This is a genomic window from Pseudonocardia sp. (assembly GCF_050250275.1).
In the GTDB taxonomy this organism is placed as follows: domain Bacteria; phylum Actinomycetota; class Actinomycetes; order Mycobacteriales; family Pseudonocardiaceae; genus Pseudonocardia.
Genome location: NZ_JBFWOY010000005.1, coordinates 210,842 through 224,709 on the forward strand (window position 1 = coordinate 210,842; position 13,868 = coordinate 224,709).

A 13,868-nucleotide genomic window follows, 5' to 3' on the forward strand; every position below is an offset into this window, starting at 1 on the left:
GTCGCGATCGGCTGCACGCGCCCGGCGCGGCCGGCCCCGCGGACGCCGTCCCGGCGAGCGTGTCGTCAGCGACGCGAACTCACGCTGACGACACGGCCGGGGTCAGTGCTCCGGGGTGGTGCGGGCCAGGCGGCGGCTGATCACCAGGTTGGCGATCTCCACCAGCACGATGCCGACGACGGCGACCGTGAGCCCGACCAGCATCGTCGGCGTGTGGCCCGCGTCGAGCTGCCAGAAGTCACGACCGAAGGGCAGCGGCGCCAGCAGGGCGTAGGAGAACGCCGCGAGCGAGGCCACGATCAACGCGACCTTCCAGAGCGCGAACGGCCGCGCGACCACGGCGAGGACTCCCGTCGCGATCAGGTAGAGCGCCAGGACCGCGGCCGTCTTCTGCTGCATCTCCGTGGCGCCGACGTCGGTGCGCACGATCAGGTACGTCACGACGGTGCCGAGGGCGGCGATGATCCCCGACGGCGCGGCGAGGCGCAGGACCCGGCGCACGAAACCGGTCCGGGCCCGCTCGGTGTTGGGCGCCAGCGCCAGGAAGAACGCCGGGATGCCGATGGTCAGTGCCCCGATCAGGGTCAGGTGCCGCGGCAGGAACGGGAAGGGCACGCCGATGATGCCGATCGCGATGGCCAGCAGCACCGAGTAGACGGTCTTGGTGAGGAACAGGTTGGCGACGCGCTCGATGTTGCCGATGACGCGACGACCCTCGGCGACGACGTGCGGCAGTGTCGCGAAGGAGTCGTCGAGCAGCACGATCTGGGCGACGGCACGGGTGGCGGGGCTGCCCGAACCCATGGCGACGCCGATGTCGGCGTCCTTGAGGGCGAGGACGTCGTTGACGCCGTCGCCGGTCATGGCGACGGTGCGCCCGCGGGACTGGAGCGCTCCGACCATGGCGCGCTTCTGCGCCGGGGTGACACGCCCGAACACCGTGCCGCCCGTGACCTCGTCGGCCAACAGCTCCTTGTCGGTCTCGGGGAGCTCGCGGGCGTCGATGGGCGCGTGGGCGCCGGTCAGCCCGAGCGACGACGCGACCGCGCCGACGGACAGGGCGTTGTCTCCGGAGATGACCTTGACGTCGACGTCCTGCTCGGCGAAGTAGGCCAGTGTGCCGGCGGCCTCGGGGCGCACCTTCTGCTCGAGGACGACGAGGGCGACGGGGTCGATGACGCCCGGGCCGGCTGGGTCGTCGACCTGGCCTGTGCTGCTGCCCAGCAGCAGGACGCGCAGGCCCTGGGAGCCGATGCGTTCGGCCTCCGCGGCGTCGGGGCTGCCGGCCGGCAGGAGCACGTCGGGGGCACCGAGGACCCAGTTGCCGCGGTCGGCGAAGCTCGCGCCGCTCCACTTGCGGGCCGACGAGAACGGCTGCGTCGCCGAGACGGTCCACCTGGGCGACGGGCAGGCCTCGGCGATCGCGACGAGGCTCGCGTTGGGGCGCTTGTCGGAGATGCCGAGCGCGCCGAGCGCCTCGCGGGCACTCGGCTCGTCGTGGCTGCCGAGGGGGGTGACACGGGCGAGGCGCATGCCGTTCTCGGTGAGGGTGCCGGTCTTGTCCGCGCACACGGTGTCGACGCGGGCCAGACCCTCGATCGCGGGCAGCTCCTGGACGAGGCAGTTGCGTTTGCCGAGCCGGATGACTCCGACCGCGAACGCGATGCTGGTGAGCAGCACGAGGCCCTCGGGGACCATCGGCACGAGGGCGGCGACCATGCCGCGCAACGCCTCCGGCAGGTCGTTGCCGACGGTGCGGAACTGGCTCCAAATGATCAGCGCCGCCGCCGGGACCAGGAGGTAGGTGATGATCTTGAGGATCTTGTCGATGCCGGAGCGCAGCTCCGAGTTGACCAGCGTGAACTTGCTGGCCTCCTCGGCGAGCTTCGCCGCGTAGGCCTCGCGCCCGACCTTCGTTGCCTGCTGCGCGCCACCGCCCGCGGCGACGAAGCTGCCCGACAGCACCTGGTCGCCGACCTGCTTGTGCACCGGGTCGGACTCGCCGGTCAGCAGGGACTCGTCCACCTCGAGCCCGTCCGCGGCCAGCACGACCCCGTCGACGACGATCTTGTCTCCCGGGCCGAGCTCGATGACGTCGTCGAGCACCACACCGCTGGGCGGGAGCTCCGCCGTCGACCCGTCGCGACGCACCCGGGGCCGGGCCTCGCCGACGATCGCCAGCCGTTCCAGGGTCCGTTTGGCGCGGAGCTCCTGGAAGATGCCGATGCCCGTGTTGATGATGATCACGAAGCCGAACAGGCCGTCCTGGATCGGGCCGATCACCAGGATGATCGCGAACAGCACGCCGACGATCGCGTTGAACCGCGTGAAGACGTTCGCGCGCACGATCTCGCCGACGGTGCGGCTGGCGCGGGCGGGGACGTCGTTGGTCCGGCCCGCGGCGATCCGTTCGGCGACCTGGGCGGCCGTCAACCCCGTCGTGACGTCGGTGGGCGGCGACTCGATGGTGCTCACGTCGGCGGAGCCTACGCAGGCCGGACGCCCGATCACCCGGGTGCCAGCACCCCATTCACACCCGATTCACCCGTTCCGTGCCCCGGGGTTCCTCAGGGTCACGGCTCAGGGGCGGTCGATCGCCTTGGCACCCAGTTCCGCGGCGAGCAGCTCGATCGCCGCCTCTTCGGGGTCGCGCCGCTCCACCGGGCCGTTGCCCGAGTCGGCGGCCGCCTCGGCCATCATCGCCTCCTCGTCGTCGGGCGGAGGTTCGTCCGACGGCGGCTCGGGCGGGAGCGGGATACCGTCGTCGGGAGCGGAGCGGCGACGCGGCGCGGCGGGGCGTTCCGTCGACGGCCTGGTGTGCTCGCGACGCGTCGGCGGTGCGGCCGGTTCCCGCCGGGCCGCGGGCGCCTGGGCAGGCGGTGCGGCGTCGCCGAACTCGCAGCGGACCCGCCAGCGCACGCCGAGGACGGCGTTGAGGGCGTCGGCGATGATGTCGAGGTTGCTCTGCTCCGACAGCAGCCTGGCCAGCGCGGCGGTACCGGCGGCGAGGACCAGGGTGTCGTCGGCGACGGTGCGGACCGTGGCGGTGACCAGCAGCGCGTGTGTGCGCATCTTGCGCTGCTTGGTGGCCGAGAGGACCTCCGGCCACACGCGACGGACGGCTGCGGCGTCGAGCCCCCGCGCCGCGGGCGCGGCCGCGGCGGGAGGCTCGGCGGCCCGCGGCTCGGCGGCGGCAGCGGGCTGGGCGGCAGGCGGCTCCGCCGGGCGGGTCGGACGATCCGGGGCGGCCGGTTCGGCGCGCCCGGTCTCCGTGGGCCGGGGTGCAGCGGACCCACGCGATGGCGCGGCGGGGTCGTCGCGCACGGGTTCGACCTGCTCGTTGCCCCGGGACGCGACGGGTTCGCGCGGCGGGGCAGCCGGTTCGCGCGGCGGGGCGGCCGGTTCGCGCGGCGGGGCGGCCGGTTCGCGGCGCTGCGGCGCGACGGGTTCCGCGCGGTCGGGGGCGGCCGCCGGCTCGGGGCGCTCCTCGACGGCGGCTGCGGGTCGTTCCGGCACCGCCGCCTCCGCCGGCGGCGCGGCGTGCTCCCGCGACGCCGGTCGTCCGACCTCTGCGGGGGGCGGCTCGACCGGCGCCGCGGCCGACGCAACCGCGGCCTCGCCGGCGGCCGGGGCAGCCGCAGTGTCGTCGGCAGCCGGGGCAGCGGCCGGGGCGTCGCCGGCCGGAGCAGCCGGGTGGCGCTGTGACGGTCGCTCGAACCGTTTGCTCGCGCCGCCCGCGGCGGCCTCCGACGACGCTCCGGGCTCGGGCGGCCCCTCGATCGAGACCCTGCGCTCGAGTCGTTCGAGACGTTCGAGCAGCGCCACGTCGGAGGTCGTGGCCGCGGGCAGCAGCATCCGGGCACAGAGCAGTTCGAGCAGGAGGCGGGGGGCTGTCGCGCCGCGCATCTCGGTGAGTCCGGCGTGGACGATGTCGCCGTAGCGGGCCAGCGTGGCCGCCCCGAGTTTGCCGGACTGCTCGACCATGCGGTCGATCTCGTCGTCGGAGGCCTCGACCAGCCCCTGGCCGGCCGCGCCGGGCACGGCCTGCAGGAGGGTGAGGTCGCGCAGGCGCTGCAGCAGGTCGGCGGCGAAGCGTCGCGGATCGTGTCCGGCCTCGACGAGCCGGTCGACGGCCTCGTACACGGCCGCCGAGTCGGCCGCGGCGAGCCCGTCCACCACGTCGTCGACGAGCGCGACGTCGGTGACCCCGAGCAGGGCGACGGCCCGCTCGTAGGTGACGCCCTCCTCGCCTGCGCCCGCGAGCAGCTGGTCGAGCACCGACAGCGTGTCGCGGGCCGATCCCCCGCCCGCGCGGATGACCAGCGGGTACACGGCAGGGGCGACGGTGACGCCCTCGTCGGCGCAGATGCGTTCGAGCAGGGCGCGCAGCGTGCCGGGTGGGATCAGCCGGAACGGGTAGTGGTGGGTGCGCGACCGGATGGTCGGCAGCACCTTCTCGGGCTCCGTCGTCGCGAAGATGAAGACGAGGTGGTCCGGCGGTTCCTCGACGATCTTGAGCAGGGCGTTGAAACCCTGCGTGGTGACCATGTGCGCCTCGTCGACGATGAACACGCGGTAGCGCGACTCGGCGGGGGCGTAGAAGGCGCGGTCGCGCAGCTCGCGGGCGTCGTCGACACCGCCGTGGGACGCGGCGTCGAGCTCGACGACGTCGATCGAGCCGGGGCCCTCGGGGGCCAGCCCGATGCAGGAGGGGCAGACACCGCACGGGTCGGGTGTCGGGCCGAGCTCGCAGTTGAGCGACCGCGCGAGGATCCGCGCCGACGACGTCTTCCCGCAGCCCCGGGGCCCGGAGAAGAGGTACGCATGGTTGATCCGGCCGGCCGTGAGCGCCACGCCGAGGGGTTCGGTGACGTGCTCCTGGCCGACCACCTCGGCGAACTTGGCCGGGCGGTACTTCCGGTACAGAGCCAGCGCCACGCCAGCGAGGCTACCCACCGGGTCCGACACTCGGGGAGGCCGGGCATCCGGAGCGACGTCCGGACAAAAGGGGACTCCGCGCACCCGGCAGAGCCCGTTGACCCTTGCTGCCTTCCGGCCCTGGGGGAGTTCACAGGATGCGCGCCGCGCGGAGTCCGTGGACGAGTGTAGCCCCTCCCGCGGCGACGGTCCCGCCGCGGGGCGGGCTGAACCTGGTCGCTATGCTCGTCGACGGAGGATTCGCCTAGTGGCCTAGGGCGCACGCTTGGAAAGCGTGTTGGGAGCAATCCCTCAGGGGTTCGAATCCCCTATCCTCCGCCACCTGATACCCGCGACGCCGGGCCGCCCTCGTGGGCGGCCCGGCGTTCGTCGTTCCGGCCGCGAAAACCGCTGGCGGCCCATCGCCGGCCCCACTAACCTCGCGCCCGCCGTGCAAGCGACCGAGGAGGTGGGACCCGTGGACGATTCGACGTGGGTGCTCCCCTTCGGAGTCACGGTCGGGCGGTAGGTCGTCCGGGAGCGCCGCCGACGCACTCCCGAGAGGCACGACCATGGACTTCACATCGCAGCAGCGCCTCGATGACGGCGTCCTCGAACGCCGCTTCACCCTCGACGACATCCCCGGCGTCCTGTGGACGCCCGAGCCCGCGCGCACGCCGTCGCCGCTGATCCTGCTCGGCCACCCCGGCGGGCTGGACCGGATGTATCCGCGGCTGGTGGGCCGGGCCCGGCACTGCGTCGCGGCAGGTTTCGCCGCGACGACGATCGAGCTCCCGGGCGCCGGCGACCGGCCGCGGTCGGAGGCCGTCGAGCAGGCCCGCGCCGATCTGCAGCGCGCGCTCCGGGCCGGGGAGCCGGTGCCGGGCGAGGTCGTCGACAGGCTCGTCCTCCCCCTCGTCGAGGCGGCGGTGCCGGAGTGGCGGGCCGCGCTCGACGCACTCCTCGCGCTCCCCGGGATCGGGGGCCCGGTCGGGTTCTCGGGCGGGATCGTCTCCATCGCGGTCCGCCTGGCGCTGGTGGAGCCGCGCATCGCGGCGGCGCTGCTGTTCGCCGGGAGCGTCGTGCCGACTGCGATCCTGGCCGACGCGCGACGGGTCACGGTCCCGCTCCTGATGTTGCTCCAGTGGGACGACGAGGGGAACGACCGGCAGATGGCCCTCGACCTGTTCGACGCCCTCGGCTCGCCGGAGAAGACGTTGCACGCCAACACGGGCGGGCACACCGGTGTGCCCGGGTTCGAGGGGGACGACGCGAACCGGTTCTTCGTCAGACACCTGGTGTGAGGTGCCGTGCGTCGCCGGTGGCCCCGGGATCCGCAGGCGGCCGCCTGTCGTGGCGTTGCGCTGCCCGGGTCGGCTCCCGTTCCCACCGAGGTCAGCGGAGGCGTTCGCGCACGCTCCACAGGCTGCGCAGGACCCGCCGGCTCGCGCGCACGGCGACGCGCCGCAGCGGGCTGGCCATCACGACCCACTGCGCGAGGGTGCGCACCCGGAACCGGAGGCCGCCCGGGCGGACCTTCCGGTAGGCCTGCAGCTCGTACCCCATCGAACCGATGTGGACGAACCCGGCGCGCAGCACGTCGTAGCCGGCGCGTTTCTCGTCGTCCTGCAGGTGCCAGACGGTTTCGGGGGCGGCGGAGCGGACGTCGATGTTGGCGACGAGTACGCCGTCACGACCCAGCGCGGTGTGCAGTGCGCGAGCCGTCTGGTGGACGTCGGGGACGTGGGCGAGGGTGTCGATGGCGGTGATCGCGTCGTAGGCACCCGCGGGCAGGTCCTGGTCGAGCAGGTCGATCGTGGTGGCCTGCTGGCCGCGGCGTTCGAGGCGGAAGCGGGCGAAGTCGAGCAGCGTCGAGGACAGGTCGGCCATCGTCGAGGTCCAGCCCGTCTCGAGGAACACCTGGGTGGTGACACCGACGCCGGAGCCGAAGTCGAGGTGGCGGCGCCCGGGCGCCCACTGCTGCAGGAACCGCAGGGCGACGACGTTCGACGGGTCGGCGTGGCCCTCGGACTGCAGGTAGGCCCACCACATGAGGTCGTAGGCCCAGGAGTTCTGGGTCCGGTAGAACTCGACGCGGCCGTCGTCGCCGTCGTCGCCGTTGGCGTCGGCCCATTCCTGGACGCTGATCTCCTCCCAGTGCAGCGCCCGGCGCCGCGCCTCGTCGGGCGTGATGTCGAAGTAGGTGGCGAGGTCGTCGAGGATCGAGGTGCGGACGTCGGCGTCGCCGATGGTGAGGCCGCGCCGGAACGCCGCCATCTCCGGGCCGGCGAACGCCTCGCGGTGCCAGGTGCTGCGCGTGGACATGTCGACGGGTGGCACGTCGAGCGGGTCGATGTGCACGCCCGACTCGGCGGGCGGGTCGGGCTCGTGCACCGCGTCCCAGATCTTGTGCTTGAGGGCTTTCAGCAGCGGGTGGGAGCGCGCGGTGGGCGAGGTGAGCACGGGTCGGCCTCTCGGGTGGTGCGGCGCGGTGCGACGACGTGCGTCACGCCGTCAGGCAGGTACCGGTCGCATGGTGGGGAGCGGGGACGGGGCATTCGCCGGGTGCGGGGGGCCTCTGCTGGTGACGCTGCCCGGGCGGCTCGCGACGGCCAGGGCCCGGCGGAACGCCGTGCGGGTCGGCCCCAGCGGGGTCGGCGCCGCAGGTATCCCGGCGAGGAGCGCGAGGATGCGACCGGTGCGGCCGCGGCCGACGGACCAGAGCTGCTGGTAGACCACGCCGACCAGCGCGTTCACCCCGAGCGCGACCCCGAGCAGGGCCAGCGGCGGGGCGGCGTGCTCGCTGCCGATGTGCGTCGCGAACTCGGCGCCGACGAACGCGAGGGGGGCGACCAGCGACGCGGTCCGGGTCCGGACGCCCCCGCCCGGGCGGCCGGCGAGTGCGGCGACGAACGCGACGAGGGTGAGCGCCGCGGCGCCGAGCGCCGCCCGGGCGGCGGCCGTCGCGGGCAGGACGGCGCCCCCGGCGTCGGCGTGGGCGATCGCGAGGTGCGTCACCGCGTGTGTGAACGACCAGACGACGAGTGCGAGGACGACCCCGGCGGCACGCCCCGCGAGGGTGGCCGTCCTGGCAGTCATCGCGGGCCTCCTCACCTCGTCCGCCGGGTCGACCGCGAGGCTACGGATTTCACCTGCGTCGCAGGCCAACGGACGGTAAGAACTCCGTCAGCGAGCGGTAGGCCGGGTCATCCCGCCGCGCGGCAGGCGTGCTCGCAGCCGGCGTGGTCGGCGGAGCGCGCCGGCGCCGTGACGGACGGTGACTCCGTGCGGGGGCGGCGCGGGAGCCGGATCCGGGCGAGGAGCTGGACGGCGAACGCGGTGGCGAGGCAGACGACGATCACGGTCGCCATGGGCGGGGCCCCGAATGCGGGCGGCACGATGCCGACGAGCGGCGCGCTGACGGCGGAGAACCCGAACTGGGCGACGCCGAGCACGGCCGACGCGCGTCCGGCGGCGTGCCGCTCGACCGACATGCCGACGGCGATCGCGTTGGGCATCACGAAGCCCCAGCAGCTGACGAGCGCGAACAGTGCGGGGAGCACCGCGGGCAGCGGGGCGTCGAAGCGGAGCAGGACGGCGAACACGAGGGCGATCGTCAGCATCGCGGGCACGGCGACCGAGAGCAGTCGCTGCGCGGTGAACCGGCGCAGCAGGAACCGGTTGACGTGGTTGGCCAGGACCATGCCGACGGCGTCGGCCGCGAAGACGATGCTGTAGCCGGCGGGGCTGAGCCCGCGCTCGGTCTGCAGGAAGAACGACAGCCCGGCGAGGTGGGCGATCATCGCGGCGCCGACGAAGCCCAGCACCAGCGCGCTGACGACGACGTGGCGGCGCCGTAGCAGGCTCCACAGTGTGAGGGCGGGCCCGTCGACGGTGGCGCGGCGCGCGCGTTCGGCGCGGGTCGGCGGGGTGCGGCCACCGATGCGGTCGGGATGGGTCTCGGGCAGGGCGAACGAGACGAGCCCGAGCCCCACGACGCCGAGCAGCAGGGTCAGCCCGAAGATGTAGCGCCAGGTCAGGCCGGCTTCGAGCAGCCCGGCGCCGAAGATCGGCGCGAGCATCGGGGCGAGCGCGGTAGCCGCGGCGAGCAGTGAGTAGAAGCGGGCGAGCTGTGGGCCGGAGTGGACATCGCGGGCGACGGCACGGGCCACGGCGATGCCGGCGGCGGCCGACAGGCCCTGCAGGAACCGGGCGCCGATCAGCACCTCGATCGACCATGCGAACGAGCACAGCACCGACGCGGCGACGTACCCGAGGAGCCCGACGGCGAGTGGGCGCCGGCGGCCGAACCGGTCGCTGAGCGGTCCCACGATCAGCTGCCCGATCGACAGGCCGATCAGTGTCGTCGCGAGTGTGGCCTGGACCAGGCCGGCGGAGGTGCCGAACTCCGCCTGGATGGCGGGGAACGCCGGGCTGTAGGCGTCCATGGCGAACGGCCCGAGCCACGTGAACATGACCGCCGCGGGCAGGATGCGGCGCAGCTGGCGCGTCGAGAGCAGTGCGGCGCCGGAGTGGTCGGGGTCGTCGGCGGGTGTGGTGGCGCGCCCGGATTGTGTGGTCACGACACCGCCCGTCCGCCCGGACGGCCGGGCCAATTATTTAGTGCACCGCAAGCAATAACCTTGGCACAGTCGTCTGTTTCGGACCACGCGGTGGGTGGAGATCTGGCTCACACGCCAGGGTGCGGGCGGACGTCAGGCGCTGGCGAGCAGGCGCAACCGGGGGCGCGACACCGCCCGAACCGGACGGTCGAGCGTCTCGACGACCTCGGTCACGTCGCGGAAACCACAGGCGCGCAACAGCGACGCCACCGCCGACGACGCCCGGCCGTCGCCGTCCAGCACGGCCGTCGTGACATCGGGGCGCAGTTCGGCCAACCGCCCCAGCACGTCGGCCACCGGGATCCGGATCGCTCCACCGACGACGCGACCACCGCAGCGGACGTCCACGACCTGCTGCGCGCCCGCCCGGTCGAGGGTCGGGACGCGGCGTGAGGCCGCGGCGGCACCCGGATCGGCGAGGTGGCCGAGGACAGGTGCGTGCCCGGCGAGCAGCTCCAGGGCGCGGGCCGCTGCCTCGGCGGGGCCCACCACGACGACGTCGACACCCGACGGGAGCAGCGCGTCGCGGAGCTCCTCGAAGCCGGCCGGATCGTCGGCGGCGATGTTCACCGAGCCCGGCAGATGGCCGGCGGCGAACGCGTCGGGCCCCCTGACGTCGAGCACGAACGCGCCGACGTGCTGCGCGCGGGCCGCGTCGGCGAGCGTCATCACGGACAGCCCGGCCACCGTGGACCGGACGAGGCTGAGCGTGCGCTGCGCCATGACGCCCCCTCCCTGCCGACCGGAATGACCGTACATTACGCGGCTGGTTCGTCGCCACGGTCCAGATGGCGGGAGTTGCTAACCTGGAGCCGGAGCCGCCCTCCGCGGCCACCCCGGACGAGCGCGTCGTACCCGGAACGACAAGACGGCGCCCCCGGGGAGGTATGTCATGGCGTGGATCGTGCTCATCGTGTCGGGCGTCCTGGAGACCGTGTGGGCCGCAGCGCTCGCCCGCTCCGAAGGCTTCAGCAGGCCGCTGCCGTCGGTCGTGTTCGGCGTCGCGCTCATCGCGAGCATGGCCGGGCTGGCCTGGGCACTGCGGACACTGCCCATCGGAACCGCCTACGTCGTCTGGGTCGGGATCGGCGCCGTCGGTACCGCCCTCTACGGCATGGTCGTCCTCGGGGAGCCGGCGACGACCGTCCGGCTCCTGTGCCTCGCCGCGATCGTCGGCGGCGTCGTCGGCCTCAAGCTGGCGAGCTGACACCCGGGCGCGCCGCGCCACCGTGGAGGTGGCGTCACCCGTCGCCGCGCACGTTCCGTGCGCGCCGCACCCCCTGCCACCCGTGCGGCGCAGCCGGAAGGTGTGCGGTGGGGTGGAACAGCAGAACGCCGGGCACCCCCTGTGCGGGAGGCCCGGCGTTTCGCCTGATCAGGCTGGCGGTAGCGGTGGGATTTGAACCCACGGAGGGCGTGAACCCTCACACGCTTTCGAGGCGTGCTCCTTCGGCCGCTCGGACACGCTACCGCCGACGAGCTTACCCGGCCCCCTCCACGACTCCGGCGCCGGGGAGGTCTGGTCCCGCGGCACGCCAGGCGTCCATACCGATCTTGACGAGGCTGACCTGGTCGAGGCCGTCGAGGGCGGCGACGGGCACCCAGGCGGCGGTATCGCTGGAGCCGTCGACCTCGTTGCGCAGCGTTCCGCCGACGACGGTGCCGGCGTAGACGATGCGGATCGCGTGGTGGTCCATCTCGGCGCCGGTGATGTGGTCGCGGACGAGGTGGAGCGAGTCGACGGTGAGCAGGCCGTCGATGCGGACCTCGAGCCCGGACTCCTCGGCGGCCTCGCGGACGGCGGCATCGGCGGGATGCTCGGTGTGTTCGACGCCGCCGCCGGGAAGGGTCCAGCGCGACCCGAAACGGGGCGTCAGCCTGCTGAGCAGCACCTGCCCGTCCTCGACACAGACGACGTAGGCAGCCACTCGCTGCACACGGGAGGCGGGCACGCCACAACCCTATCGACGGGCCGGCTCAGCGTCGGTCGGCGAAGAACTCCTGCAGCAGCGCCGCGCACTCGTCGGCGAGGACCCCGGCGACGACCTCGGGGCGGTGGTTGAGCCGGCGGTCCCGCAGGACGTCCCACAGGGACCCGACGGCGCCGGTCCTGGGCTCCCACGCCCCGAACACGACGCGGGGGACGCGGGAGAGCCAGATCGCGCCGGCGCACATGGTGCAGGGCTCCAGCGTCACGACGAGGGTGCACTGTTCCAGCCGCCACTCCCCCACGGCCGCGGCGGCGGCGCGCAGGGCGAGGACCTCGGCGTGGGCGGTGGGATCGCCGAGGGCCTCGCGGGCGTTGCAGGCCGCGGCGACCTCCGCGCCGGAGGCGTCGACGACGATCGCGCCGATGGGGACGTCACCGGTCGCGAGCGCGCCCCGGGCGACGTCCAGGGCGCGGCGGACGAGGTGTTCGTCGTGAGCGGCGGGAACCACGGTCGGGCAGCGCTCAGCGGCCGCCGACGACCTCGTCGAGCGCGTCGGCGAAGCCGCAGCGTCGCGCGATGGCGGCGAGCTGCTCGTCGGGGTAGAGCTCGAGCTCACCGACGAGGACCTCGAGCTCCTCGGCCGGGAGGCCGAGGTCGGAGAGGATGCCGAGGTCGCCCTCGGGCCACAGCGCGTCCTCGCCCTCGGCGGGCAGGTCGATCCGCAGCAGGTCGAGGACGTCGGCGGCGACGTCGTAGTCGAGGGCCGCGACGGCGTCGGACACCAGCAGCGACACCCCGCCGGGGGCGGGGCGCAGCAGGACGAAGAACTCGTCGTCGACGTCGAGGAGGCCGACGACGGCGCCCGTGGAGCGCTGGGCGCGCAGCTCGGTGATCGCGGCGTCCAGGTCGACGAGGGCGGCAGGGTCGAGCCGGGCGCAGCGCCAGCGGCCCTCCTCCCGGATCGCGGCGACCGCGTATCCGGGCAGTGCCTGGTCACGCGTGTCGTCGCGCGACTGGACGCTCTGCACCGCCATGCCTCTACGGTAGGCCCGTCACCCTGTGTGGTCCACGCCACAGCCATATCTTCGCCGTTCCGTCACCCGGTGGAAGTGCACCCGATCAGGTCCCAGCAGTGCGAGGATCGGTGCATGTCCTCCGCCGACGCGCGTCTCGCCGAGCTGCACCGGCGTGCCCGTGCCGTGCAGCCGCGGACCGTGTCGTTGCGTCGTGCACTGCACCGCCGGCCCGAGATCGGGTTGCGGCTGCCGCGGACCCAGGAAGCGGTGCTGGGCGCGCTGGCCGATCTCCCCGTGCGCGTCCACCTGGGGCGGGCGGTGTCGTCGGTCGTCGCGGTGCTGGAGGGTGCGCGGCCGGGGCCGACGGTGCTGCTGCGCGGCGACATGGATGCGCTGCCGCTGCACGAGGACTCAGGGCTCGACTTCTCCTCGACGGTGGACGGGGTGATGCACGCGTGCGGGCACGACGTCCACGTCGCGATGCTGGCGTCGGCGGCGCGGCTGCTGGCGGAGTCGCGCGACGAGCTGGCGGGTCGCGTGCTGTTCATGTTCCAGCCGGGCGAGGAGGGCTTCCACGGCGCCCGGCACATGATCGACGAGGGGCTGCTGACGCCCGGCGGTCCGGCGGGGATGCCGGAGTCGGCGTTCGCGCTGCACGTGAGCGCGACCGTGCCCAGCGGCGAGGTGCACACACGGCCGGGACCGATCATGGCGGCGGCCGACACCCTGTACGTGACGGTCACCGGGCGTGGTGGGCACGCGTCGGCACCGCACGACGCAGTCGACCCGGTGCCCGCCGCGGCGGCCATGGTGGGGGCGTTGCAGACGATGCTGACCCGCCGCGTCGACACCCACCAGCCGGCGGTGCTGACGATCGCGCGGATCACGGCGGGCACGACCAACAACGTCATCCCGGAGACGGCCGAGATGGAGGGCACGCTGCGCACGATGTCCGAGCCCGTCCGCCGGCTGCTGCACGAGGAGGTCCAGCGGGTGTGCCGGCACACCGCGATGGCCTACGGCTGCGAGGCGCAGGTGCGGATCGGCTCGGGCTACCCGGTGACGGCGAACGACCAGCAGGCTGCGGCGCAGGTGTCGGACCTGGGCAGGCGACTCGTCGGGGTGCGGCGGACCGTCGAGATGCCGGACCCGATCATGGGCGCCGAGGACTTCTCCTACGTGCTGCGCGAGGTGCCGGGCGCGCTGGCGTTCCTGGGGGCCTGCCCGCCGGGGACGGACCCGTCCGAGGCGGCGTCGAACCACTCGAACCGGGTGGTGTTCGACGAGGCTGCGATGGCCACGGGCGTCGCGCTCTACGCCGGCCTCGCGCTGGAGGCCCTGGCCCCGGCGTGACCCCTGCTACCCGCACTCGGGTCGCGTCG

The 13,868-nt window shown here is 73.9% G+C and carries 12 protein-coding genes, 2 tRNA genes, 1 other RNA gene and 1 riboswitch; of the genes, 4 read left to right on the top strand and 11 right to left on the bottom strand.

The window, feature by feature from the left end; genetic code table 11:
• Positions 1-102: 102 nt before the first annotated feature.
• The 3 genes from AB7F12_RS07555 to ffs all read right to left on the bottom strand — a co-directional run bounded on the left by AB7F12_RS07555 (position 103) and on the right by ffs (position 5,098).
• Positions 103-2,475: a cation-translocating P-type ATPase gene (locus AB7F12_RS07555; protein WP_428501118.1), complete on the bottom strand. Its 2,373-nt coding sequence runs from the start codon at positions 2,473-2,475 to the stop codon at positions 103-105.
• Positions 2,476-2,580: 105 nt separating this feature from the next.
• Positions 2,581-4,938: a DNA polymerase III subunit gamma and tau gene (locus AB7F12_RS07560; RefSeq protein WP_428516304.1), complete on the bottom strand. Its 2,358-nt coding sequence runs from the start codon at positions 4,936-4,938 to the stop codon at positions 2,581-2,583.
• A gap of 65 nt (positions 4,939-5,003) precedes the next feature.
• Positions 5,004-5,098: signal recognition particle sRNA small type (gene ffs, locus AB7F12_RS07565), an RNA gene on the bottom strand.
• A gap of 73 nt (positions 5,099-5,171) precedes the next feature.
• Between ffs and AB7F12_RS07570 the strand changes: the two genes are divergently transcribed.
• Positions 5,172-5,259, top strand: a tRNA-Ser gene (locus AB7F12_RS07570).
• Between the two features lie 230 nt (positions 5,260-5,489).
• Positions 5,490-6,221 carry a dienelactone hydrolase family protein gene (locus tag AB7F12_RS07575; RefSeq protein WP_428500775.1) on the top strand — a complete coding sequence of 244 codons (732 nt, stop codon included), beginning with the start codon at positions 5,490-5,492 and terminating at the stop codon, positions 6,219-6,221.
• A gap of 91 nt (positions 6,222-6,312) precedes the next feature.
• On the opposite strand, the gene AB7F12_RS07580 is transcribed toward AB7F12_RS07575, so the two are convergent.
• From AB7F12_RS07580 to AB7F12_RS07595, 4 genes are all read right to left on the bottom strand, one after another.
• Complete coding sequence (locus AB7F12_RS07580) at positions 6,313-7,380, bottom strand: class I SAM-dependent methyltransferase (protein WP_428500776.1); 1,068 nt, start codon at positions 7,378-7,380, stop codon at positions 6,313-6,315.
• 51 nt (positions 7,381-7,431) lie between these two features.
• Entirely contained in the window at positions 7,432-8,016 is a 585-nt protein-coding gene (locus AB7F12_RS07585) for a hypothetical protein (RefSeq protein ID WP_428500777.1), read from the bottom strand.
• Positions 8,017-8,123: 107 nt separating this feature from the next.
• The gene (locus tag AB7F12_RS07590) at positions 8,124-9,500 is read right to left on the bottom strand and encodes a multidrug effflux MFS transporter (protein WP_428500778.1); all 1,377 of its coding nucleotides are present in this window, start codon (positions 9,498-9,500) and stop codon (positions 8,124-8,126) included.
• A 132-nt stretch (positions 9,501-9,632) separates the two neighbouring features.
• Positions 9,633-10,262 carry a rhodanese-like domain-containing protein gene (locus AB7F12_RS07595; RefSeq protein ID WP_428500779.1) on the bottom strand — a complete coding sequence of 210 codons (630 nt, stop codon included), beginning with the start codon at positions 10,260-10,262 and terminating at the stop codon, positions 9,633-9,635.
• Between the two features lie 89 nt (positions 10,263-10,351).
• Positions 10,352-10,417, top strand: a riboswitch (guanidine-III (ykkC-III) riboswitch).
• Between the two features lie 14 nt (positions 10,418-10,431).
• On the opposite strand from AB7F12_RS07595, the gene AB7F12_RS07600 reads away from it, so the two are divergent.
• Positions 10,432-10,746, top strand: a complete 315-nt coding sequence (locus AB7F12_RS07600) for a DMT family transporter (RefSeq protein ID WP_428500780.1) — start codon at positions 10,432-10,434, stop codon at positions 10,744-10,746.
• A 174-nt stretch (positions 10,747-10,920) separates the two neighbouring features.
• Here the strand turns inward: AB7F12_RS07600 and AB7F12_RS07605 are convergent.
• The 4 genes from AB7F12_RS07605 to AB7F12_RS07620 form a co-directional block, all read right to left on the bottom strand.
• Positions 10,921-11,010: transfer RNA gene (locus AB7F12_RS07605), tRNA-Ser, on the bottom strand.
• Between the two features lie 10 nt (positions 11,011-11,020).
• Positions 11,021-11,491, bottom strand: a complete 471-nt coding sequence (locus AB7F12_RS07610; protein ID WP_428500781.1) for an NUDIX hydrolase — start codon at positions 11,489-11,491, stop codon at positions 11,021-11,023.
• Between the two features lie 25 nt (positions 11,492-11,516).
• Positions 11,517-11,978, bottom strand: coding sequence for a tRNA adenosine(34) deaminase TadA (gene tadA / locus AB7F12_RS07615; protein WP_428500782.1), 462 nt, complete (start codon positions 11,976-11,978; stop codon positions 11,517-11,519).
• Positions 11,979-11,991: 13 nt separating this feature from the next.
• Positions 11,992-12,504 carry a tRNA adenosine deaminase-associated protein gene (locus AB7F12_RS07620; RefSeq protein ID WP_428500783.1) on the bottom strand — a complete coding sequence of 171 codons (513 nt, stop codon included), beginning with the start codon at positions 12,502-12,504 and terminating at the stop codon, positions 11,992-11,994.
• A 114-nt stretch (positions 12,505-12,618) separates the two neighbouring features.
• On the opposite strand from AB7F12_RS07620, the gene AB7F12_RS07625 reads away from it, so the two are divergent.
• Entirely contained in the window at positions 12,619-13,839 is a 1,221-nt protein-coding gene (locus tag AB7F12_RS07625; protein ID WP_428500784.1) for a M20 metallopeptidase family protein, read from the top strand.
• Positions 13,840-13,868 lie beyond the last annotated feature (29 nt).